This window comes from uncultured Bacteroides sp., from assembly GCF_902472605.1.
Classification (GTDB): domain Bacteria; phylum Bacteroidota; class Bacteroidia; order Bacteroidales; family Bacteroidaceae; genus Phocaeicola.
Window position 1 is genome coordinate 20198 of the sequence record NZ_CABROP010000016.1, and the last position, 24548, is coordinate 44745.

At 48.3% G+C, this 24548-nt stretch carries 14 protein-coding genes and 1 pseudogene; 10 read left to right on the top strand and 5 right to left on the bottom strand.

Annotation, left to right across the window (positions count from 1 at the left end; genetic code table 11):
* Window positions 1-48 precede the first annotated feature (48 nt).
* From RDP42_RS05305 to RDP42_RS05320, 4 genes are read right to left on the bottom strand one after another with little or no spacing between them, the layout of a single operon-like run.
* A complete protein-coding gene (locus tag RDP42_RS05305; protein ID WP_308762856.1) occupies window positions 49-1590 on the bottom strand; it encodes a sulfatase in 1542 nt (513 codons plus the stop codon).
* A gap of 52 nt (window positions 1591-1642) precedes the next feature.
* Window positions 1643-5227, bottom strand: a complete 3585-nt coding sequence (locus RDP42_RS05310; RefSeq protein ID WP_308762840.1) for a glycoside hydrolase family 2 TIM barrel-domain containing protein — start codon at window positions 5225-5227, stop codon at window positions 1643-1645.
* A 9-nt stretch (window positions 5228-5236) separates the two neighbouring features.
* On the bottom strand, window positions 5237-7240 hold the full coding sequence (locus tag RDP42_RS05315) for a family 20 glycosylhydrolase (protein WP_308762841.1): 2004 nt from the start codon (window positions 7238-7240) through the stop codon (window positions 5237-5239).
* 26 nt (window positions 7241-7266) lie between these two features.
* Complete coding sequence (locus RDP42_RS05320; protein ID WP_308762842.1) at window positions 7267-9579, bottom strand: glycoside hydrolase family 20 protein; 2313 nt, start codon at window positions 9577-9579, stop codon at window positions 7267-7269.
* A 670-nt stretch (window positions 9580-10249) separates the two neighbouring features.
* Here RDP42_RS05320 and metG point away from each other — a divergent pair.
* From metG to RDP42_RS05365, 9 genes and pseudogenes are all read left to right on the top strand, one after another.
* On the top strand, window positions 10250-12292 hold the full coding sequence (gene metG / locus RDP42_RS05325) for a methionine--tRNA ligase (RefSeq protein ID WP_308762843.1): 2043 nt from the start codon (window positions 10250-10252) through the stop codon (window positions 12290-12292).
* A gap of 105 nt (window positions 12293-12397) precedes the next feature.
* Window positions 12398-13840 carry a lipopolysaccharide biosynthesis protein gene (locus RDP42_RS05330; protein WP_308762844.1) on the top strand — a complete coding sequence of 481 codons (1443 nt, stop codon included), beginning with the start codon at window positions 12398-12400 and terminating at the stop codon, window positions 13838-13840.
* The gene (locus tag RDP42_RS05335) at window positions 13841-14800 is read left to right on the top strand and encodes a glycosyltransferase (RefSeq protein ID WP_308762845.1); all 960 of its coding nucleotides are present in this window, start codon (window positions 13841-13843) and stop codon (window positions 14798-14800) included.
* Window positions 14801-14858: 58 nt separating this feature from the next.
* Entirely contained in the window at window positions 14859-16226 is a 1368-nt protein-coding gene (locus RDP42_RS05340) for a bifunctional cytidylyltransferase/SDR family oxidoreductase (RefSeq protein WP_148330214.1), read from the top strand.
* Window positions 16223-17047 (top strand): LicD family protein, encoded by an 825-nt coding sequence (locus RDP42_RS05345; protein WP_308762846.1) that lies wholly within the window; start codon window positions 16223-16225, stop codon window positions 17045-17047. Before RDP42_RS05340 ends, RDP42_RS05345 begins: the two co-directional genes overlap by 4 nt.
* Window positions 17031-18078: pseudogene (locus RDP42_RS05350) on the top strand (hemolysin activation protein). Before RDP42_RS05345 ends, RDP42_RS05350 begins: the two are co-directional and overlap by 17 nt.
* A 10-nt stretch (window positions 18079-18088) precedes the next feature.
* Complete coding sequence (locus RDP42_RS05355) at window positions 18089-19165, top strand: glycosyltransferase (RefSeq protein WP_308762847.1); 1077 nt, start codon at window positions 18089-18091, stop codon at window positions 19163-19165.
* A gap of 27 nt (window positions 19166-19192) precedes the next feature.
* Entirely contained in the window at window positions 19193-20455 is a 1263-nt protein-coding gene (locus RDP42_RS05360; RefSeq protein ID WP_308762848.1) for a glycosyltransferase family 4 protein, read from the top strand.
* Entirely contained in the window at window positions 20448-21221 is a 774-nt protein-coding gene (locus RDP42_RS05365; protein WP_308762849.1) for a glycosyltransferase family 2 protein, read from the top strand. Before RDP42_RS05360 ends, RDP42_RS05365 begins: the two co-directional genes overlap by 8 nt.
* A gap of 44 nt (window positions 21222-21265) precedes the next feature.
* On the opposite strand, the gene RDP42_RS05370 is transcribed toward RDP42_RS05365, so the two are convergent.
* The gene (locus RDP42_RS05370; protein ID WP_308762857.1) at window positions 21266-23758 is read right to left on the bottom strand and encodes a YfhO family protein; all 2493 of its coding nucleotides are present in this window, start codon (window positions 23756-23758) and stop codon (window positions 21266-21268) included.
* A 90-nt stretch (window positions 23759-23848) separates the two neighbouring features.
* Between RDP42_RS05370 and RDP42_RS05375 the strand changes: the two genes are divergently transcribed.
* Window positions 23849-24544, top strand: a complete 696-nt coding sequence (locus RDP42_RS05375) for a 5'-methylthioadenosine/adenosylhomocysteine nucleosidase (RefSeq protein WP_204475610.1) — start codon at window positions 23849-23851, stop codon at window positions 24542-24544.
* Window positions 24545-24548: the final 4 nt, after the last annotated feature.

Below are 24548 nucleotides of genomic sequence, written 5' to 3' on the forward strand. Positions count from 1 at the left end.
GCTCCTCACAAGCCGTCCGGGCATCTTTATTTGTCCAAACTTTAAAGATTATTCTTTGTCACGATCCGGAGAAAAACGTACCGGGTCATTGTACTGCTCTTGCAGTTTAGCCATTTCTGCCTTCAGTTCCGTCACGATTCCCTCATAGTCTTTCTGACCATACAAGTTGTGCATTTCGTGCGGGTCTTCCTGCAAGTCATACAGCTCCCATGTATCAATATCATTATAGAAATGAATCAGCTTGTAACGGTCTGTACGTACTCCGTAATGCCGTTTCACCATGTGTTCGGCAGGATACTCGTAGAAATGGTAATACAAAGCCTTACGCCAGTCTTTCGGATGCTCTCCTTTTAATAAAGGCAGCAAAGAGACTCCGTGCATGTCCGACGGAACTTCCACTCCCGCCAATTCCAGGAAAGTAGGTGCATAGTCGATATTCTGCACCATTTCCGTAATGTCTCCCTTGCGGGTAAAGCTGTCCGGCAGACGCATAATCAGCGGGGTATGCATGGATTCTTCATACATGAAGCGCTTGTCGAACCAGCCATGTTCGCCCATGTAGAAACCTTGGTCGGAAGTATAAACCACCAACGTGTTTTCCAACAGCCCTTTTTCTTTCAGGTAATCCAACACACGGCCTACATTGTCGTCCAATGACTTAACGGTCTTCATGTAGTCGCGCATGTAACGCTGGAACTTCCAGTTGGCCAGGTCCTTTCCTTTCGGGTTCTTCTTATAGAAATCGTCAATAATCGGACCGTAGAATTTATCCCAAGCCGCACGCTGCGCACTGTCCAAGCGTCCCAGGTATTTCTCATACAGACTTTTTAAACGGGAATCCTTGTCCGGGCGAAGCATCTTCAGGTCATAAATCATGTCCATGTCCTTTACGATGCTCATTTCCTGTGCCGCAGCTGCTTCACGCCCTTCATAATCATCAAAGAAATTATCCGGCAACGGGAAAGTCTTGTCTTCATACAAGGCCAGGTTGCAAGTATCTGCCATCCAGTTTCGGTGAATCGCCTTATGGTGAATCATCAGACAGAAAGGTTTCTTCTCATCCCGCTTGTGTTCCAGCCAGTCGATGGCATCGTCCGTAATCAGGTTGGTGATATACCCGTGTTTCTGAATGGTATCATTCTCCTGAGTGATGAAATCCGGATTGTAATAATCCCCTTGCCCCGGCACTATTTCCCAGTAATCGAACCCTGAAGGCAAACTTTCCAGATGCCATTTTCCAATAATGGCCGTCTGATAACCGGCTTTCCGTAGCAACTTTGGAAACGTTTGCTGAGCACTGTCGAACACACAAGTCGTATTATCATAAAACTTGTTACCGCAAGAATGTTTTCCGGTCAGCATACAAGCCCGGCTGGGACCACTCAACGAGTTGGCCACGAAACTATTGGTAAAACGCACCCCCTCGTTTGCAATTCGGTCCAGATTGGGGGTTTCCATGTAGCGTGTGTCATAACAGCTCATCATCTGCGCCGTATGGTCATCGGTCATGATGTACACAATGTTGTATTGCTTCTTTTCCTGCTTGTCAGCCTGCTGACAGGCAGTAGTCACAGCCGATAAAGTCACCATACCGGCCAAGGGATAAAGTTTATTCATAAGTCGTTTTTTAGGTTATTCTGATTTATAAAGCGGATATACGGAGTTTGTAACTCATCGGCTTCTGTGGTATCTGGTATTTCAGCATGGTTTCCGGGCCACAGCTTGCATTACCCAATCCCCGAAGTGCGGCATCCAGGTGCAACACCACATACGGACGTTTCTCCAGCTCCCAGGTATGCTTGGCATTCATCAAGTCTGCATCGGTGTAACGCAACGCGGAGAAGGATACATTGCCCTCTGTCTGGATACGGATACCCTTACCGGACGCATCCGTCAAATCCAGACTGCGCAAGCCTTCCCGGTTACCCATGGACTGCGGTTTGACATACTTTCCGCCCATCTCGTCAACCGTAGTACTGTAACGGCCCACCGGGCAAGCATCTTTCCGGTCCACATAATTTTCCCAAGGACCATGTGCGTAATAATTTACCTGCGTCAGCGTAGAATCCAGCAAGCATACCAGTCCGCAACGGCGCAAATTGGCAGTCTGCGGAGAGAAGCGTACGTCCATATCCAATACCCCGTTTGGAGTGAAAGTGTACACAATGTTGGTCGCACATAAAGAGCCCCCCCGAGAAGTACGAACCAGTACCTTCCCTTTTTCTGTCGTTACTTCGCATGTACCGGCCGCATCCAGTCCGTTGGCCACTTCCTTGAACAAATCATTTTCAATCCAGCGATGATTGTCGTACAAGAAACCGCCCTTGTGACTGATGATATCCTTACCGCCCATAGACAACTGAGTCAGCTGGCCTGTAGCCTTGTCGAACACGGCACGTACCTTTTCATTCACAACTAAAACCTGCTTCTCATCCTCCCGAATGTCCCAGTTGTTTTTCTTTTTCTTCGAAGCCAGTTCCGGCAACGCGGCCCGTTTGGTCAGTTCAAACTGACGGGAAGCCACTTCGTGGCCTGCTTCTGCCCACACAGTAGGAGCCAGCATCCGTACATGCAGATTCACCATTATTTCGTCGCCGTTCTTCTGGGCGCTTGCCAAATTCACCCCTGCCAGTTTCAGGCTGAGTGCTACAGAATCACCTGGAAGCACCGCCTCCAGTTTCAAGCTGTCAGCCCCCACAATCTCTCCATTCTTTACGGTCTCCCATTTCAGGTCGAATCCGTTCAACGGCAGGAACGCATATTTATTGGTCACCTGAATATTGGCTACATTATGCGCCACATCCATGCCCAAATCTTTGAAGCCTACATACTGATAAATCGCTTTCACTTCCTTTAATTTAGGAGACTCTTCCCGTGTAGCCGGAACAATACCATTGGAACAGAAGTTTCCTTGGTGCGGACCCGGATAGTCATAGCCTGTATGCAGACGATAAATCCCTTTCTTCATTTCGTGAGGGTCGTAAATCGCCTGGTCAATCCAGTCCCAAATAGCTCCACCAATCGTAGACTTACTACCTTCAATGCTTTCCCAATATTCCTTCAAGTTACCGATGGCATTTCCCATGGCATGGGCATATTCACAGACAAAGAGAGGCTTTTCGAACGCACTTACATGCTCATCCATCCAGTCCATGCTCGGATACATCTTGGAATAGAAATCGCTGAAACGGTTACCGCCGTATGATTTTCCGTCGCGGGTACCTTCATAATGCACCGGACGACTGTCCAGCTTCTTGGCAGCTGCATAACAATCACGGAAGTTAGCTCCACCTCCAGCTTCATTTCCCAAGCTCCAGAAAATCACACTCGGGTGATTGCGGTCACGTAGCACCATCCGGTCGATACGGTCCACAAACGCCGGAATCCATGAAGCCATGTCACTGATAGACTGGTTGGCATGGTCTTCCAAATCTGCCTCATCCATAGCGTACAAGCCATAATAGTCAAACATGGCATACATCTTGGCTGCATTCGGATAATGTGAGGTACGGATGGTATTGATATTGTTCCGTTTCATGGTCAGCACATCCCACAGCATCGATTCGGTCGTCACTGCCCGTCCATACATCGGATGTGTGTCGTGACGGTTCGTTCCCTTAAAGAATACCCGTTTCCCGTTCACATACAACAAAGAACCCTTTACTTCTATATCCCGGAAACCATATTTTGTAGAAAAAGCCATTTCGTCTTTATTTCCCTGACGCTGGATGACCTGCACCGTGTACAAGGAAGGAGTCTCTGCCGTCCACAAGGACAAGCCCGACAAATCGAACGACACCTCAGCTACACTCACCGGAGAAGAAGGTGCATATTTCACGGCTACCTCCGATTCAGCCACCTTGCGGCCTTCCGGATCCAGCAGGCGTACCAGCAGGTTCTTGGTACCCTTCAACTTGTCACGATTGTCCAATGACAGCTTCACATTCATGGTACCGCTCTCATAATTCTTTTCCTTGTTCAATACACAAGTGATGTAATGGTCACGTACACTCACCTTCGGTACATTATACAAATACACATCGCGGAAAATACCACTCATACGGAACATATCCTGACATTCCAGGTACGAACCGTCGCACCAGCGAAACACCTGTACAGCCAAACGGTTCTCGCCTGTCTTCAAATACTTGGTCAAATCAAATTCTGCCACATTGTTGGAACCTTGTGAGTAACCTACATATTTCCCGTTCAAATAAACAAACGCCGCGCTGTAAATACCTCCAAAATGGATGAACGTACGTTTTCCGTTCCATCCTTCCGGCAAGTTAAAGGTACGCACATACGAACCCACCGGATTGATACCGTAATTCTTTCCCCCGTCATTGAATCCTTTACGAGCTTGAATATAAGGCGGCGTATTGGCATGCGGGTATTCTACATTCGCATAAATCGGATGGTCATACCCCTGCATTTCCCAGTTAGACGGTACCGGAATGCGGTCCCAGTCGGAAACATCAAAATCTTCTTTGTAGAAATCCAGCGGACGCTGAGAAGGTTCAGACACCCAATGGAAAGCCCATGTGCCGTTCAACAGCATATAAGCCGGATTATGTACCTCTTCCCAAGGACGATCATAAAATGCCTTGTCACTCAACATATCCTTTTCAGAAGGATACGGCATATACGATGCATGACCTACTTCTTTATTTTCTTCAAAACGTGTTTCATCCTCCCAATATACCTTTTCGCGGGCCGCCATCCCCGTACCTTCCGGCATCGCCATACGGCTCACCTGTACCCGAAACAAGGAAGTCTCCGTATTCTCCACCTTTTTCCGGTCGGCCAATGTCAAACGTCCATTTTGGCACACCAACATCAACGAAGGAGTATTAGCCGGTACCAGACGTACAAACTTACCCGCTTCCAGCAGAGTCCACAACTGGGCCTCATCACTACCATTGACTTCTGCTACAGCCAGTACCTTGTGGTCTACATCCGCACGCAAAGCCTTATTGTCAAACACGTTTACCAACCGGAAACTTCCCGACAACTCCTCAATGTTCCATTGCTGCCCTTGGTCGGTCTGACTCAAAGGCTTCAATGTGACAGACGAAGCGCTCGCCTCATATCCCAATGCTTTATTCAACGCACTGGAGGGTGATACCTGATACAACTTGTTCTTATCGTATCTGCTTTGTGCACATACGTTCATCGCGGTTCCAATCAACAGTCCCACAATGAGCATAAAATGATAAAATTTCACCATAGAATCGTACTATTTTTTAAGTGGAATACATATTAAATTCTTTACTTTTCCCTTGAATCCCATGTGGATGTCACCCAACTGTTTCAGAGGGAATATCAAGGTTTCCTGATACCATATACGGTCCTTTCTCTGACTTCTAGCATTGAATACTTCTCCTACACGTCCTTCAAGCCTTTCCTGAAGCTGTCCGTCTACAAACAAGGAAGTCCCTTTTGCGTCTCCCTCTACCCGTACCTTTGTCCACTTGCCAACAGGCAAACGATAGGCATGGAACACAAACTCATACCCGTCACGGCGGAAAGCGAACTTACCCGTACTCTGCCAATTGGTCACAAACTCCGAATGAGGTCCCTTGAAGAGGATGGCATCTACATTCGGAACGGAATCCGGACAGATCTCAAACTCTACCGCATAAGGATAACCGATTTCATTGACCGAAGTGGTAAGCGTATCCGTCCCCGAAAGCACCACTTCTTTATCTGCCTCCGTCAAATTGGTACGTTGGGCCACCTTCGCCAACAAATTCACTCCCGGAGCTTCAGGAGTAGACTGACAAAGCGCCTCAAACTGTGTATACGGAACCTTCTCTACATTTTCTCCTTTCCACATCTTTTCGCAAACCACCTGCAAGGCTGGGAAGGTACGGAGATGCACATCCTGTTGACTGATGCCATTGCCTACACGGTCATTCCATACAGCCATCATCGCTCCCAAGAAATTAGGATGACGTTTTTCTACCTTCGGTTCCTCTTTCTTCATCATCTCAGGCATCCATGATTCATACAACCACTGATAGTCCAAGAAATCATGATAATAATTTACGGCCGGCACCAAATACAACAATGCGTCACAAAGATTCACCACTTTTGCACCCGCCTCCAGACAGGTATTCACATCCATCCAATTATCATTCCAGGCACTAACCACTTTCCCTTTCAAATCGACAGGCGTTTCTCCTTTCATAACGTTCAGACTTCCCCACAAACGAGGAGTCTTGCCATACTTGGACACAAACTCCATATAATGATTCGTAAAACGACGGAACTGCTCTGCTTCTTTCTGATTATATTCATCCGTTCCGATATGTACTTCCGGTCCCACAAACACCGGGTCTTCCCCCGACAGGTACTCATCGAAAAGAGAATCCACAAAATCATAGACTTCCTGTTTGTATAAATCCAGGTGGTCCATCCCGTATGCTTTATTATCCGCCGCCAACCGAGGATTATAATGCGTGAAAGCCAAGGAATGAGCCGGCACGTCTATTTCCGGAATCACATTGACTCCGTAGGTAGCCGCCATTTTCTGGAAATCCCGGAATTCCGCTTTTGTATAGGAACCGTCCTTTGCCGTCAATCCCGGATAGCGCTCACTTTCCAGACGGAAAGCCGCATACGTCTTGTTCCAGTCGTTGTCAAAGAATTCCACAAACCCGTTGTCATTCAAATGAACTTGCAGCTCATTCAATTTATAGAACGAAAGAATCTTCACATAATCACGTAAATACTCCATCGTGAAAAACTTGCGGCCCACATCAATCATAAACCCTCTGTTGGGATACAAAGGGAAGTCCGTAGCCCGACCCTTCATCAGCCCTTCCGACTGATGGTAAATCATCTGCAACAGAGTCCGTGTCCCCCAGAACACCCCTTTTGAAGTCGGTGCTTCAATGGTTACTTCATTCTGGATATCCATCCGATAGCCTTCGTCCCCCAAAGTCTTGTCCGGTTTACCCAAAGTCAGGAACACCGCTCCTTTTTCTTTCTTACCGGTTACCACCCGGTAATTCCAACCGAACATTTCTTTCAAGTCTTGTACCAATATCTCGGCACTCTCTTTTAATACTTCTTCCTCATCTGGAGAAACAATCACTTTCCCCGATTCCGGCAACACCAGTATACCCTTGGCCGGTTTCCACTGCTGCAACGCAGGAATCACCTGTGGAACACTTTGGGCTACAGCAACCATTACTCCCAACAACCACATCACAGTACATACAATCAAATGCTTCATTCTATCAGATATAAAATTTATAATTATCATTCTACTTGTATCTCATCAAAATAATAACGTGCAGGCTGTCCGGGACGCATATAATGATAAGACGGACAAGCCCCAAATCCCTCTGCAGTCACCCGTATATAGCGGGCATGCTGATTCTCAAAAGTAAAGATAATATCCTCCACGTAATTTCCTTCTCTAAAAATGTCTTTTTCAGAAAAATCTCGTTGCCCTACCGGAATAAACGTACGATTATCCGTCGAAATTTCCACTTTCAGCGTTTTAGGCTTGTGCACTGCCATCCCATAATTCGTTAAACAGCCCAATATCACTTTATGTACAGACTCTGCGGACTGCAAATCAACCGTAAAAGTAGACGATGAAAGATTATCCCACGTACACCACTCAAAGTCAGACTGCCGAAGACTCCCCCGTACCCCATTCGTCAACAAAGAAGTCCTTGAGTTCTCACTCAGCACAGGTTTTCCTGTGGCCTTATTACCCGACAGTGATAGTGTCAGGATCTCTCCGGCTCTCATATCTTCCCGGAACGAAGCACATCGCAATGTCGTTCCCTTCTCCAAACTTAACGGTTCTGTATACACAGGAGAATACATATCCGGTTCCTTCCCATCAAGCGTATAGCGTATTTTCACATCCGTACGCTCACATTCCAGCTTCACCCGTAATTTCCCATTTTCCGGACTCACCACATGCTGGATATTATACATCGACTTGGCATAAGTCACCCCTTTCTTCTTCAAATGTGCCAGGTAATTATCCAATCCTAACTGGAAATGCTCCCAGTTCTTGGTCCCCTTTGGTGACCATGCCACCTCGGCCAATGCAGCCAATCGAGGAAATACCATATAAGTCACATCCGTTGCAGTGGAACAAAACTCCGTCCACATGGAAGCCTGAACTCCCAGCAAATGTTTTTCATACTCCGGTTTCCAGTCAGCCTGCACAGGTTCGTAATCATAGACTCCCCGCATCGTATTATTCCCGAAATAAGTCAGGGGTTCAAACCATTGGGGCCCCTGATAGCGAATCAAATAAAGTATACGAGCCGGCGTCATGACAAAATCCAGCCCTTTATCCGCTGCCTTCAATGCCGCATTGCCGAGTCCCTGCCAGCCTAAAATGACAGCTCCTTCAGGCAACTGACTGTTGGTCAGCTCGTCCCAACCCATCAGGATACGTCCTTTACTTCGGATATAATCGTTCAACCGCCCCATAAAATACCCTTGCAAGTCCTCCACCTCTTTCAAGTGTTCTTCCTGCATCCTCTTCTGGCACAACGGACACACCTTCCAATATGTCTTGGTAGCCTCATCACCTCCCATATTAATATAAGGAGAAGGAAACAGCTGCAACAATTCATCTATCACATCCTGCAAAAACGTAAAGACCTTTTCATTCCCGGCACAATAGATCATCTCCGGATTACGCCCTCCCAATCCGGGCAGAACCGTAATCTTGTCTTTTACCACCGGACACGCCAACTCCGGATAAGCAGCCAGTGCTGCACACGAATGGGCCGGCACATCAATTTCCGGAATTACCGTAATCCGACGGTCCATGGCATATGCCACAATTTCCGCCATATCGTCCTGAGTATAAAATCCTCCCCATGTGGCCTTTTCTCCCTCTTGCTGATTCCGGCGGTCGTAGAAAGGCTGGTTTCCTCTGTCCACTCTCCATGCACCCACCTGCGTCAGCCGGGGATATTTCTTGATTTCCAGTCTCCATCCCGTATCGTCCGACAAGTGCAGGTGCAACGTATTCAGCTTCAACATTGCCATACAGTCCACAATACGCAAAACCTCCTCCTTCGGAATAAAGCATCGTGCTACATCCAACATCATGCTCCGATAGCCAAAACGCGGTTCATCTTTTATCTCAACAACTGGTACCTTCCATTCTTGATTCGCCAAAGTAGGGCTCTCGATATCAGCTGGTAATAATAATCTCAACGTCTGAAAAGCATAAAAGAATCCACTTGCCTCAGACGCATACATCCGTATGCCCCTCTCTGTCACCTCCAGCCGGTAGGCCTCCTTTTTCAAATTCCGGTCGGTAACCAATGATATCGCCGCATTCACAGCCCCAATCTCTACGTTAGGAGTAAATCCGGCGGGAACCGTAAACAAATCAGCGAAATCAGAAGCAAGACTTTCCTGTTCCTCATTTTCAACAGAAATTACAGCCTCTTCCGTGAGTTGGAAAAAACCATTTCCTTTTTCCAATTGTACGGGAGCCGGAACAAGATTCACTTGATGTTGTGCACGTATATTATCTGCGACGAAAACGAAAGCACTCAACAGGCACCATAAAAATAATCTATTCATAATTCAATTTAAGGTCATTAAAATATAAAATCGAGATAATTCAAACTAAGAGCAAATAAAATAAAGGGATTTTTCCCATACTACTTCTTTAAGGATTTTAAATTCAAATACAAAAATATGTATTTTTCTTCTGATTCAGGTCCTTTACTCCTGATTTTTAAGTCTTAAAAATATCTATTAACCCGTAAAAGTTTTCTATATATTCCATAGAAAGCAAAAATAATTCGTGACATTCAATACATCAATCTGCTGCACAATCGAGTTAGCAAAAGACTTTAAGGTGCGGAAACTTTTTGCAAAACATCCTTAGATTTTTTATGTCTCCCTGCCGAGAAACGTACGTTTCCCGTAGCGGAAACATACGTCTTCCAATAAGGAAACGTATGTTTTACTTATGGAAAACATAAAAATCTCAAGACTGAACAGCTATTTTCTCCAGGTCACTTTTTGATTACATACGCTTTATTTTTATCCATCCACCTCCAAAGCAAACAACTCCTAACTCCCTTCTATCCATATAATTGCCCAATACTCGCCGTCTTTTGATAAGATAGAAGACAGCTCTGCATAGCCAAATTGAAAAACTATGTTTTCTATTTGCCTCTGCGCCCGGCTTTCATTATCTTTGCACCCCGTAAGGTTGCAACTTAAAAATAAACTATATACGTATATGGAAAAGAAATTCAAACGGACGACCGTGACATCGGCACTGCCCTATGCCAACGGCCCGGTCCATATCGGCCATCTGGCAGGTGTCTACGTACCGGCCGATATTTATGTGCGCTATCTGCGCCTGAAAAAAGAGGATGTACTCTTCATTGGTGGTTCTGACGAACACGGAGTGCCCATCACCATCCGTGCCAAGAAGGAAGGCGTCACTCCACAGGATATTGTGGACCGCTACCACACCCTCATCAAGGATTCTTTCAAGGAATTTGGTATCTCATTCGATGTGTACGGACGTACTTCTTCTCCGACTCATCACCAAATGGCTTCTGATTTCTTCCGTAAACTATACGACAAGCATGAGTTCATCGAAAAGACTTCCATGCAGTATTACGACGAGGAAGCACATACCTTCCTGGCCGACCGTTATATCACGGGAGAATGTCCACGCTGCCATGCACAGGGTGCCTACGGTGACCAGTGCGAGAAATGCGGTAGCACCCTGTCACCTACCGAACTAATCAACCCGAAGAGTGCCATCAGCGGAAGCCAGCCGGTCATGAAGGAAACCAAACACTGGTACCTGCCGTTGGACAAACACGAAGGATGGCTGCGCAAGTGGATTCTGGAAGACCACAAGGAATGGCGTCCGAACGTGTACGGACAGTGTAAGAGCTGGCTGGACATGGGACTTCAGCCACGTGCCGTAAGCCGTGACCTCGACTGGGGTATTCCGGTACCGGTGGAAGGTGCAGAAGGCAAAGTGCTCTACGTATGGTTCGATGCGCCTATCGGCTACATCTCCAACACCAAGGAACTGCTGCCTGACTCATGGGAAAAATGGTGGAAAGACCCTGAAACCCGCCTGATTCATTTCATCGGAAAAGACAACATCGTGTTCCACTGCATCGTGTTCCCGGCCATGCTGAAAGCTGAAGGAAGCTACATCCTTCCAGACAACGTGCCGGCCAACGAGTTCCTGAACTTGGAAGGAGACAAAATCTCTACTTCCCGCAACTGGGCTGTATGGTTGCACGAATACTTGCAGGACTTCCCGGGCAAACAGGATGTGCTGCGTTACGTGCTGACTGCCAACGCTCCGGAAACCAAAGACAACGACTTCACTTGGAAAGATTTCCAGGCTCGTAATAACAACGAACTGGTAGCTGTATACGGAAACTTCGTGAACCGTGCGATGGTACTGACACACAAATACTTTGACGGAAAGGTACCGGCCTGTGGTGAACTGAACGACTACGACCGTGAAACCCTGAAAGAATTTGCCGATGTAAAAGCAGAAGTAGAAAAACTGCTGAACGTGTTCAAATTCCGCGATGCCCAGAAGGAAGCCATGAACCTGGCCCGCATCGGAAACAAATACCTGGCCGATACCGAACCTTGGAAACTGGCCAAGACCGACATGGGACGGGTAGCTACTATCCTGAACATTGCCCTGCAACTGGTTGCCAACCTGTCTATCGCTTTTGAACCGTTCCTGCCGTTCAGCTCTGAGAAACTGCGTAAGATGCTGAACATGGAAAGCTTCGACTGGGAGCAGCTGGGACGTACCGACCTGTTAGCAGAAGGCCATCAATTGAACAAGCCGGAACTGCTGTTCGAAAAGATTGAAGATGACGTAATTCAGGCACAGGTGGACAAACTGCTGGCTACCAAGAAAGCCAACGAGGCAGCCAACTACAAGGCCAACCCCATCAAACCGACCATCGCGTTCGAAGAATTTGAGAAGCTGGACATCCGTATAGGTACCGTACTGGAATGTGAGAACGTACCCAAGATGAAGAAGTTGCTGAAATTCAAAATTGCCGACGGACTGGAAAACCGTACCATCGTCAGCGGAATTGCCCAGCACTACAAACCGGAAGAACTGGTAGGCAAACAGGTGCTGTTCATTGCCAACCTGGCTCCGCGTCAGTTCAAGAATGGACTGGTAAGCGAAGGTATGATTCTCAGCGCAGAAAACTTCGACGGCTCTTTGTCCGTAACGACCACTTTGAACGAAGTAAAACCGGGAAGTGAGGTGAAATAATCCCGCTTCTCCCACTCCATTTTATATACTGACAGACACACGCAGATTTCCCTGGCCCACCCATGGAGGTCTGCGTGGTTTGTTCCATTACATCTAAAAACGAGCATGCCCGAACACTCTTTAAAAGAAAAAACCGCCAAAGGATTGCTTTGGGGAGGTATCAACAACGGAGCCATGCAGGTACTGAACCTGGCCTTCGGCATCGTGACAGCCCGCATTCTGAATGACAGTGACTACGGAATGGTGGGCATGCTGAGCATTTTCTCCCTGATTGCCGGCTCTTTGCAGGAAAGCGGATTCACCGCGGCCTTGGTCAACAAGAAAGAGATTACCCACCAAGATTACAACGCGGTATTCTGGTTCTGCAGCGGACTGAGCCTGACCCTCTACCTGATTCTGGCCGGATGTGCCCCGCTCATCGCCGATTTCTATCACAACGACGCACTGGTTCCCTTGGCGCGTTACTCGTTCCTGGGCTTCTTCATTGCCAGCTTGGGGATTCCACATAGTGCCTATCTCTTCCGCAACCTGATGGTGAAACAGAAAGCCTTGTCGAGCATCATTGCCCTGTTGGTATCCGGTACCACCGGTGTGACCATGGCCCTGTTAGGCTATTCTTACTGGGGAATTGCCACGCAAAGCATTGTCTACGTAGCGGTCATCAACCTGTGCTACCTGTATTTCTCCCCCTGGCGACCGACGTTCAATTTTGATTTCAGTCCCCTGAGAAGCATGGTCGGCTTCAGCAGCAAACTACTGTTGACCAACATTTTCAACCACATCAACAACAACCTGTTCTCCATCATCTTAGGGCGTTATTATTCCGAACGGGAAGTAGGACAATTCAACCAAGCCAACAAATGGAACCTGATGGGACATTCCCTGATTACGGGTATGGTGAGCAGTGTGGCTCTTCCCGTATTGCGCCAGGTGGCCGACGACCCAGAACGCCAGTGCCGCGTATTCCGCAAGATGCTCCGCTTTACAGCCTTCATTTCTTTCCCGGTAATGCTGGGCCTGTCCCTCATTGCCCCGGAAATGATTACCCTGACCATCGGCAGCAAATGGCTGCCCAGTGCCCACATCCTGCAACTGCTGGCCATAGGGGGTGCCTTCCTGCCTGTAACCAGTCTGTACACCAACCTGCTTATCAGCAAGGGAAAATCCAACCTCTTCATGTGGAACACCATTGCACAAGGTACCAGCCAGCTCGTGGTGATGTACCTGCTCTATCCTTATGGCATCCATCGCATGATTTTAGTATATATCGCCATCAACGTGGGGTGGCTGCTGGTATGGCACTATTTCGTGTGGCGGGAAATCAGACTCAGCCTCTTCCATGCCGTGAAAGACGTCTGTTCGTTCGGTCTCATCGCTGCCGTGATTATGGGGGGTGTCTATTTCCTGACCCGTTCCATCGAAAACATTTATTGGCTGGTGACCCTGAAAATCCTCTCTGCCGGAATACTGTATCCGCTCATTATCTGGCTCAGTGGCTCCGTCACCTTCAAGGAAAGCCTGAACTACTTGCTCAAAAAGAAAAGCTAAATGAAAACTGTATCCATCGTACTCTGCTCCTACAACGGCGAACGCTTCCTGAAAGCACAGTTGGACAGCATCGTCTGCCAGACCTATCCCATCCACGAACTGATTATTCAGGACGACGGGTCTACTGACCATACACTGGACATCGCCCGGGAATATGCCACGCAATATCCTTTTATCCGCATCGAACGGAACACGCAAAACCTCGGCTTCAACCGCAACTTTGAAAGTGCGCTGAAAAAGGCCACCGGAGATTTCATCGCCATTGCCGACCAGGACGATATCTGGTACCCGGAGAAAATTGCCAAGCAGATACAAGCCATCGGCACATGTGACCTCTGCATTTCGGGCTATCATACCGATACGACTTATCAAAAGGGGGAGATGAAAAAAGTGGTCATTCCCCGCCACAACCTGGAATACCTGCTGTTTTATGACAGTACCCCCGGACACAGCATGCTGTTGACCCGTGACTTCATCCAACAGGTTTTTACGGAATGGGACGGACACATCCTCTACGACTGGTGGCTGAGCGTCAATGCCCAACTGGGAAAGGGTATCGCCTGCGTGAATGAGCCGCTCAATTGGCATCGTCCGCACCAAGGCTCCGCCATCAACCGGCTCAATGCGCAATATGCAGCCTATCTGGTCAAGAAACCGACCTGGCAACCCTATGTCTATGGTTTCCGAAAATTCCGTGAGCAACAACAACTGACCACCTGGCAGTTTTTCTACGGCTACATTCACCGGCATACCAGCAAGGATAAGCACGCCTTGGCACATCAACTCAGTGGCCTCTTGCTGAAAAGAGACCCGATTAGCCTCTGCCGTCTGTGCCTGCTCTGCATGCGGTTCAAACACCTGATTTACTTCTATCCACAACAGAAAGGACTGATCAGCTACGTGAGAAGTTTCTGCTACCCGATGATACGGGCCTACGGGAATACTTATTTTTACCTTTAAATTGGAGAGGTGAGCAAGATTTCGTATTTTTGTCACAACTTATCGTCCATAAAAACGCATGAAAAAGAACATTGCAGTCATATTAGCCGGAGGAGTAGGAAGCCGACTGGGACTTTCCACCCCTAAACAATTCTTCAAGGTGGCCGGAAAGATGGTCGTAGAACATACGGTAGACGCTTTCGAGCGCAATCCCCACATCGACGAGATTGCCATCGTCTCCAACCCGTTCTATATCTCTGAATTTGAGAACATCGTCATCAAAAACGGATGGAAGAAAATCAAGAAAATCCTCAAAGGGGGAAAAGAGCGGTACGATTCCAGCCTTTCTGCCATTGAAGCCTACGCCGGCAGTGATGTGAACCTGATTTTTCATGACGCTGTACGCCCGCTCATCAGCCAACGCATCCTCAACGACGTGATTGAAGCGCTCGACAAATATGAAGCGATTGACGTGGCCCTGCCTTCTGCCGATACCATCATCGAAGTGGAAGATGACTTCATCTGCCAGATTCCGGACCGTTCCCGCCTGCGACGCGGACAAACTCCACAGGCTTTTGCCATCGACACCATCCGGAAAGCTTATCAGATTGCCCTGAAAGACCCGAACTTCAAGGTAACGGATGATTGTGGCGTAGTAAAGAAATACCTGCCGGAAGTACCCATCTATGTGGTGCAAGGGGAAGAAAGCAACATGAAGCTGACCTACAAGGAGGATACGTATCTGCTCGACAAGTTCTTCCAGCTCCGAAAAAGTGAGCTGAACCACGAACCGATTCAGGAAGAAACTTTCCGCGACAAAGTGGCTGTCATCTTCGGAGGAAGCTACGGCATCGGCGCCGAGACCGCCCGGATGCTACAAGAAAAAGGCGGAAAGGTGTACTGCTTCTCCCGTAGCCTCAACCATACAGATGTAGGTAACCGCCAGGCAGTGAAGGAAGCCCTGGAATCGGTCTACCAGAAAGAGAAGCGCATCGACTTCGTAGTCAATACGGCGGGGGTACTCAACAAAGAACCGTTGATTTCCACCTCTTACGAGACCATCCAGTCGGCCGTACAGACCAATTACATGGGTACGGTTAACGTAGCGCTGGAAGCCTTCCCCTACCTGAAAGAAACCAAGGGACAGTTGATTTTCTTCACGTCCAGTTCTTATACCCGTGGACGGGCTTTCTACAGCATCTATTCGTCGACGAAAGCGGCCATTGTGAACTTTGTACAGGCCATTGCCCAGGAATGGGAAAGCTTTGGCATCCATATCAACTGCATCAATCCGGAACGTACCAAAACCCCGATGCGGGTACACAACTTCGGCATCGAACCGGAAGACACTCTGCTATCGGCAGAGAAAGTGGCCGAAGCCACCCTGAGAACCTTAGCCTCCGACTATACCGGACAAGTGATTGACGTAAAACGGGAAACATTATGAACAATCCGTTCCTGACTGAATATGTAAAGCAAAACCTGAGAGAGTGCCAGTTGAAGCAGCTCTCCATCTTGGAAGAAGTAGACCGCATCTGCCGGAAGCATCAAATAGACTACTGGCTCGACGGCGGCAGCCTGCTGGGCGCCATCCGTCACGGAGGATTCATTCCCTGGGATGACGACATTGATATTGCCATGACCTTGGAAGGGCTGAAACAGTTTATCCGCGTAGCCCCTCAGGAACTGCGTGAAGGACTCTTCCTGCAGACCTCGGAAAGCGACCCCACCCACAAGGAACCAATTGTCAAGGTCCGCGACCTGAACTCGCTGTACATCGAAAGTGGAGACAACATGCAGGCCCCCTACCAGAAAGGACTGTACATTGACATTTTCCCCTTTATCGATTATCCCAGCGTACCGAAGGCATGGGTAAAAAAACTGACCAAAGGTATCTCTACCAGCTACTCCATCCTGCACAAGGCACATTACTATTCCTTGCGTGCCTTTGCCGAGTATTTCTGGTTTCATGCCAAATACAGTTTCTACCGGACCATCTGGGGACTGCTTTGCCTCTTTTCCCCGAAAGGTACCTACATGTCCAATATCCTGATAAACAACGGATACGGCATCATGCACCGAAAAGACTCCATTTTTCCACTGGGACGCATAACTTTTGAAGGAAAAGAATTTCTGGCTCCGCACAACCCGGACGCCTACCTGAAGGACCTCTACAAGAATTATATGGAAATCCCACCAGAGGATAAACGCAAGATACATGCCATTTATGTACATCCGGAATTGATTACTCATGGAAACGACCGTTAAACATACGCACAGTCATCCGGCCCTCGTGGAGGTAGCCGTATTAATTCTGTTCTTCAACCGCCCCGAACCGCTTGCAGCTGTCTTCGAACAGGTAAGGAAGGCACGTCCCTCCAAGCTGTTTCTTTATCAGGACGGACCCAGAGGAGAGAAAGACCTACCCGGCATATTAGCCTGCCGAGAGGTCGTAAACAAGATAGACTGGGAATGTGAGGTTCACCAGAACTTCCAAGAAAAAAATGCTGGATGTGATCCTTCTAATTACAATGCACAACGATGGGCATTTTCTTATGCCGACAAATGCATCATTTTCGAAGATGACAGCGTCCCCTCAGTCAGTTTCTTCCGCTTCTGCAAGGAACTGCTCGACAAATACGAAAACGATACCCGCATCTGCATGATTTCAGGCATCAACTACGATGAAGTGACGAAAGACGTACCCTACGACTACTTTTTCAGCACTACCTTCTCCATCTGGGGATGGGCCAGTTGGCGACGTGTCATCGACCAATGGGACGAGCACTATAGCTTTCTGGACGATGCATTCAACCTGCAGCAATTGGAAGAATACATCAAAGAACGAAAATACCAGAAAGAATTCATTGAATTCTGCCAACATCACCGGGAAAGCGGAAAGGCCTACTACGAAAGCATTTTCCATGCCGCCATGTTCTTCAACTCCGGCTTGAGCATCGTGCCTACGAAAAACATGATTCACAACTTGGGTGCTACAGCCGGGTCTACGCACTTCGGCAGCGGCAACAACCTCCTCCCGAGAGGCTACCCCCCGCCGTATCTTTACCATGGCACGCCATGAGCTGGATTTCCCATTGAAACACCCGCGTTATGTCATTGAGAATGTGGGCTACAAAGACCGTATGTTCCGCATCATGGCATGGGGACACCCCTGGATTAAAATCGGCCGCTCGTTCGAGGAACTTTACCTCAACCTGCGTTACGGGAATTTCAAGAATATCAGTAAAGCCTTGCGCAACCGCCTCAACAAGTGGCTGGGCAGAAACAAATGGCGTTAAATTCTGAGACATGAATCCAAAACTCAATATTTATTTCTATCACACCCGCCTCACGCGGGAAAGCTACGAAGAGTGGAAAAACTTCCGGTTCCCAGGACACATTCTCTATGGCCTGCCCTTGCTGGAAAACCACGGTATCCACTCGGTGATGCACCGTTACAAAGCTTTCGCCAGCCGATGGAAGCTGATGCTCTATGCCACCAAAGAGATTCTTTTCTGCAAAGAAAAATACGAGGTACTTTACGGCACTTCTTTCCGGGGCTTGGAACTGATTATCTTCTTGCGGGCCCTCGGACTGTACCGGAAGCCCATCATCATCTGGCATCACACGGCCCTGCGCAAATCGCCCAACCGGCTGAAAGAAGCCATCTCCCGTTTCTTCTACCGAGGCATCGACCACATGTTCCTCTTCAGCCGGAAACTGATTCAGGACTCCATTGCTACCCACAAGGTACCGGAACACAAACTGGAACTGATTCATTGGGGACCCGATTTGGCTTTCTACGACCACCTGCTGAAAGAATTGCCTCCACAACCACAAACTGGTTACATCTCGACCGGAAAGGAAAACCGCGACCTAAAAACCATGCTGGAAGCCTTCTCACAGACGGAAGAAGATCTGGAAGTATTCATTGCCGAAACATGTGGAAACCTCAACTATAAACAAATAGCCGACAGTCTGACACTGACCGACAACATCCATATTCATTATACCGAAGGAGTCATCCCCTACGAGCTGGCAAAGAAAGTAGCCCGCAAGAAAGCCATTGTCATCTGTTGTCTGGACTTCCCCTATACCGTAGGACTCACCACCTTGGTGGAAGCCTACGCACTGGGTATCCCCGTCATCTGCTCAAAGAATCCGAACTTCGAAATTGACATTGAGAAAGAAGGAATCGGTATCGCCGTGGAATATGGTGATGTGGAGGGTTGGGTAAAAGCCATCAATTACTTACATACGCACCCGGAAGAAGCGGAACGGATGGGACGGAATGCCCGCAAATTAGGAGAAGAGCGGTTTAATTTGACGATATTCAGTAAGGAAATTGCCGAAAGACTGTTGCACATAAGTGCAAAAAACTCCTAACTTTGCAGAAAACTTGAACGACACGCCATGAGAGTACTTATCATCAACACTGCAGAACGCATAGGAGGTGCTGCCATTGCCGCCAACCGGCTGATGGAAGCCTTGAAAAACAACGGGATAAAAGCCAAGATGTTGGTCCGCAACAAACAGACCGACCAAGTCACCGTTGTCGCGCTCAAGAAATCATGGCGTAAAATCTGGCAATTCACTTGGGAACGCATTGTCATTTGGGCAGCCAACGGCTTCAAGCGACACAATTTGTTTGCCGTAGACATTGCGAACACCGGTACCGACATCACTTCCTTACCGGAATTCCGTCAGGCCGATGTCATCCATCTGCACTGGATTAATCAGGGAATGCTTTCACTGAAAGACATACAGCGCATCCTGACTTCAGGAAAGCCTGTGGTATGGACCCTGCATGACATGTGGCCTTTTACGGGTATCTGCCACTATTCCGGCGAATGCGAGAAATACACGACCGAATGTCATAACTGCCCGCTCTTGCTGAAGCCTCATCGTCATGACCTGTCGGAAAAGACTTTCCGTAAAAAGCAAAAACTATATACTACCGCTCCTATCACGTTCATTGCCTGTAGCCGATGGCTGGAAGCCATGGCCCGAAAAAGTTCTCTACTTCAGGGACATACCATTACCAATATCCCCAATGCCATCAACACCAATCTGTTCAAGCCACGGGCCAAAAAGTTTGCCCGCGAGAAGTTACACCTTCCCACCGACAAAAAACTGCTGCTGTTCGGTTCGATGAAAATCACCGACAAGCGGAAAGGCATCGACTATCTGATAGAGGCCTGCAAACTGCTTTCTCAGGAAGAGCCAGAGTTAAGCAAACAACTCGGAGTCGTCGTATTGGGAAGCCAAGCCGAACAGTGCAAATCACTCTTCCCCTTCCCCATTTACCCGATGAACTACGTCAGCAACGAAAAAGAACTGGTGGATATCTACAATGCCGTCGACCTTTACGTGACACCTTCCTTGCAAGACAATCTGCCCAACACCATTGTGGAAGCAATGGCCTGCGGTATTCCTTGTGTAGGATTTAATGTAGGCGGTATCCCGCAAATGATTGACCATCTTCACAACGGTTATGTAGCGCAATACAAATCGGCGGAAGATTTGGCCAATGGCATCAGCTGGACCCTGACCGAAGGAGACTATGAAACGATGAGCTCAGAGGCCTACCGTAAAGCCGTGACGACTTATTCAGAAAGCACCATCGCCAGCCAGTACATTCAAATCTACAATCACATTACCGGACAAAATGCATAATTTTCACCACTTACATCCTAAGTTCTCTATTATTACCGTCACTTACAATGCCGGATCCGTATTGGAAGATACCATTCAGAGCGTCATCACGCAAACTTACAAGAATGTAGAATACATCATTGTAGACGGAGGGTCAAAAGACCGTACCCTACAAATTGTCGACCAATACAAGGAACACATACACACGGTGGTGAGCGAGCCGGACAAAGGATTGTATGATGCCATGAACAAAGGTATCAAGCTGGCCACCGGCGATTATCTTTGTTTTCTGAATGCCGGCGATGAACTGCACGAAGACGATACGCTCCAGCTCATGGTACATTCACTTACCGAAACGACCCTGCCGGACGTGATTTACGGCGACACAGCCATTGTGGACGAAGAGGGACATTTTCTGCACATGCGACGCCTGAGCCCCCCTGAAAACTTGAACTGGAAGAGCTTCAAGGAAGGTATGCTGGTCTGCCATCAGGCCTTCTTTGCCCGACGCGACCTGGTGGAACCTTACGACCTGCACTATCGTTTCTCGGCCGATTTCGACTGGTGTATCCGAATCATGAAGAAAAGCAAGGTACTTCACCACACCCATCTGATTCTGATTGACTACCTGAACGAAGGAATGACCACCCGCAATCACAAAGCCTCTCTGAAGGAACGCTTCCACATCATGTGCAAGCACTATGGGGTAGTATCTACCGTCATGCGCCATGCATGGTTCGTCATCCGGGCACTGAAAAACAAGAAACGTCCTGTTTCCAATGCATAAGCATCTTCCACAGGACGTTTTATCTTCTCAAAGGTAATTACCCTTTATTCTTTTTCCGGCTTTCTCCAAGCCAGTACCACAGCTACGACGATGGCCAGCAACAGGATTCCCAATGCCACAAAGGCGATGGTTTCCGTTACATGCAGTGATTTCGGGTCGAAGGTGAATTCTACCACATGTTTTCCTGCCGGTACATTCATCGCACGCAGAATGTAATCGGCACGACCGTGAGGCACTTCTTTTCCGTCAATGAACGAGCGCCAGCCCGGATAATAAATCTCGGCAAAGACCACGGTTCCTCCCTTCGGGGAGTTCACTTCGTATTTCAAGGCATTCGGTTCATAATTCGTCAAGACAATGGAGCTCAAGCTGTCTGCTCCGACAGAAGCCTTCACTTCACCTTGGAACTTCTTGTCAACTATCGCCACCTTACCCGGATTGACGTGATGCAATGCATCTATCTCCTCATTGGCGTTGTTTACATATTGTACCTGTTCTACAAACCAGGCATTGCCCAATGCATGCGGATTGAATACCGGAATGGTTTTGCCCTGCTGCAACGGGATGATGAAATAACGCGTGTTCAACATGTTCAGTACCGGTGTCAGCGTATCGCCTACCTGACTCAAATCGGCATTTACAGCCGGCAGAGTCTTGAACAAAGCTGTAATCTCACCCTGAATGTGCTCGTCAATCATTTCCTGATAACGACGAAGCTTGGCGGCATGATATCCACCGATACTCTTGTGCCAATAGGCCGTATTGTTTTCATTGAACGTATTGACCGACAAGTTCAACACACGGTAGTCCAGCGATTTGTCTTGCAGAATCTCCCGGTCAGTTTCCGACGGTTCCAGGAAAGGCTGCATCTCTGTACCTTTTGCCACGAACTGTTCATCGTACAGATAGCGCTTGTTGACGCTCCACATATCTACCAAACACAGCAAAGCCAGCAAGCCCACCAGGAGTTTGGCTTTCAACTTTCCAGCGCAATACGCCCACAACAGCACTGCGCCAATCACTATCACGAAGAAACTGCGCCATGCATCGGACGTAAAGATGGATTTGCGTATTTCTTCCAGATTGACCAGGATAGGTGCCAACTGGTCGGCTGGAATGGCATTCTGCAACGCGTTCATCTCGGCAGTAGAGACATATGACGGGAAGAAGAAACTCGGCGCCAAGGCAAACAAGAGTGACAAGCCACCGGTCAACACAAACGAGATGTAAAAGGCCTTGCGCGATTCATTCCACAACTGCGGACGCTCTACCACTTCTTTCAATGCCATGATGGCCAGCAAAGGAATGGTAAACTCTGCAATGACCAAAATAGAGGATACCGCACGGAATTTGCTGTACATCGGAATATAATCGATAAAGAAATCCGTCAGGCCCATGAAGTTATGTCCCCAAGAGAGCAAGATGGAGAACACGGTACCGACCACCAAGGCCCATTTCATCGGACCTTTCACAATGAACAGTCCCAAGATGAAAAGGAACATCACGAAGGCTCCCACATACACCGGTCCGGAAGTACCCGGCTGTTCGCCCCAATACTGTCCCAACTGGCTGTACAGTCCCATGTAATTCGGATCGGCCTTCTCCATGGCTTTTTCATTGTTAGCCAACGGTACGGAAGCACCTCCTTTTACATTCGGCACCAATAAAGAGAAAGTTTCCCCAATTCCATAACTCCACTGGGTGATATAGCTTCGTTCCAGTCCGCTGCTGGTCTGGTCCGAAGTATTTTCTTTTACCAGTTCGCTCTTGCCACGCATGGTCTCCTTGCTGTATTCATACGTGTGATACAGGTTCGACAAGTTCACGCAGACACCCACCAGACCAGCCACAATCAAGACTCCAGTGGCTTTGATAAACTGAGGCATCTTCTTTTCACGCCATGCCATCACGCCGTAGGCAATCGCCATAAACAGCATGACAAACAAGAAATAATAACTCATCTGCGGATGGTTGGCCATAATCTGAAGTGCCACGAACAAGGCCGTCACGATACCTCCTGCCAGGAATTTTCCCCGATAGGCCAGCACCATACCGGCAATGGTAGGCGGGATATATGCCAAGGCTACGAATTTCCAGATATGTCCGGCCGCAATAATGATGAAGAAATAGGACGAGAAAGCCCAAAGAATGGCCCCCAGTGCCGACATCCACACCTTGAAGTCAAAAGCCCGCAACAGGATATAAAAGCCCAGCAGCATCACAAACACATACCACACGTAGGTCGGCAAGAACAGGTGATATACCTTCTGCAACCAGCTCAACGTATCAGTTGAATCGTAGCTGGGCGACATCTGATAGGTAGGCATACCGCCAAAGATGGCATTGGTCCACCGGGTCCGCTCACCTGTCTTCTCCAGGTATTCACTCATCTCACGTCCCGAACCGATACCGGCCACGGCATCGTGCTGTGCCAGAATGCGTCCTTCGGTCACTGCCGGAAAGAAATAAGCAAACGAAATGATAGCAAAAAGAACGATTACTACCACATCGGGCAATAGTTTCTTGAACAAGTTCATATTATTCATAATTAATGTTTTCGGCAGGCAAAGATAACACAATACTGCCTGAAAAGTCGTAAATTTGCCCCTGAAAATCTTTTTTAACGCATGAAAATAGGAATCATCACGGCCATGGCTTCTGAGCAGAAGCAACTGGCTAACCAACTCGAGAACAAGACAGAACGTAAAGAAGGTCCCTTCACCTACATCGAAGGTTCCATCAAGCAAAATACCATCATCCTGATGCAATGCGGCATCGGAAAAGTCAATGCCGCTGCAGGTACCGTAGAACTGATCCGTACCTTCCAACCCGACTGCATCATCAGCACCGGAGTGGCAGGAGGAATCGACCGCTGCCTGAAAATCATGGACGTGGTAGTCAGCCAGCAGATTGTGTACCATGATGTATGGTGCGGCGAAGGCAATGCCTACGGCCAGATACAGGGTCTCCCCACCTTCTTCCAGGGCAACGAAACCCTTTACCAATGTGCCCTCTCACTGGACACGGAAACGGCTATCCACGGAGGCCTCATCTGCACAGGCGACAAGTTCATCACCGACCGCAGTGAACTGGATGAAATCAAGCGTAACTTCCCCGAGGGACTGGCTGTTGACATGGAATCGGCTGCCATCGCGCAGGTATGTTATCTCTATCAGGTGCCTTTCATCAGCTTCCGCATCATCAGTGACACCCCGGGAGCCGACAAGCATTTTGAACAGTACCTGAATTTCTGGGGAGAAATGGCCGACCGCTCCTTCCATGTGACCGAGACTTTCTTGAAAGCATTACCCAACAAACTATAACGAA

What these genes read in the sequence shown, in the direction of transcription:
- RDP42_RS05305 (WP_308762856.1), bottom strand. Translation starts at nt 1,590, where the DNA reads ATGGTGACTTTATCGGCTGTGACTACTGCCTGTCAGCAGGCTGACAAG.
- RDP42_RS05310 (WP_308762840.1), bottom strand. Translation starts at nt 5,227, where the DNA reads ATGGTGAAATTTTATCATTTTATGCTCATTGTGGGACTGTTGATTGGA.
- RDP42_RS05315 (WP_308762841.1), bottom strand. Translation starts at nt 7,240, where the DNA reads ATGAAGCATTTGATTGTATGTACTGTGATGTGGTTGTTGGGAGTAATG.
- RDP42_RS05320 (WP_308762842.1), bottom strand. Translation starts at nt 9,579, where the DNA reads ATGAATAGATTATTTTTATGGTGCCTGTTGAGTGCTTTCGTTTTCGTC.
- metG (WP_308762843.1), top strand. Translation starts at nt 10,250, where the DNA reads ATGGAAAAGAAATTCAAACGGACGACCGTGACATCGGCACTGCCCTAT.
- RDP42_RS05330 (WP_308762844.1), top strand. Translation starts at nt 12,398, where the DNA reads ATGCCCGAACACTCTTTAAAAGAAAAAACCGCCAAAGGATTGCTTTGG.
- RDP42_RS05335 (WP_308762845.1), top strand. Translation starts at nt 13,841, where the DNA reads ATGAAAACTGTATCCATCGTACTCTGCTCCTACAACGGCGAACGCTTC.
- RDP42_RS05340 (WP_148330214.1), top strand. Translation starts at nt 14,859, where the DNA reads ATGAAAAAGAACATTGCAGTCATATTAGCCGGAGGAGTAGGAAGCCGA.
- RDP42_RS05345 (WP_308762846.1), top strand. Translation starts at nt 16,223, where the DNA reads ATGAACAATCCGTTCCTGACTGAATATGTAAAGCAAAACCTGAGAGAG.
- RDP42_RS05355 (WP_308762847.1), top strand. Translation starts at nt 18,089, where the DNA reads ATGAATCCAAAACTCAATATTTATTTCTATCACACCCGCCTCACGCGG.
- RDP42_RS05360 (WP_308762848.1), top strand. Translation starts at nt 19,193, where the DNA reads ATGAGAGTACTTATCATCAACACTGCAGAACGCATAGGAGGTGCTGCC.
- RDP42_RS05365 (WP_308762849.1), top strand. Translation starts at nt 20,448, where the DNA reads ATGCATAATTTTCACCACTTACATCCTAAGTTCTCTATTATTACCGTC.
- RDP42_RS05370 (WP_308762857.1), bottom strand. Translation starts at nt 23,758, where the DNA reads ATGAACTTGTTCAAGAAACTATTGCCCGATGTGGTAGTAATCGTTCTT.
- RDP42_RS05375 (WP_204475610.1), top strand. Translation starts at nt 23,849, where the DNA reads ATGAAAATAGGAATCATCACGGCCATGGCTTCTGAGCAGAAGCAACTG.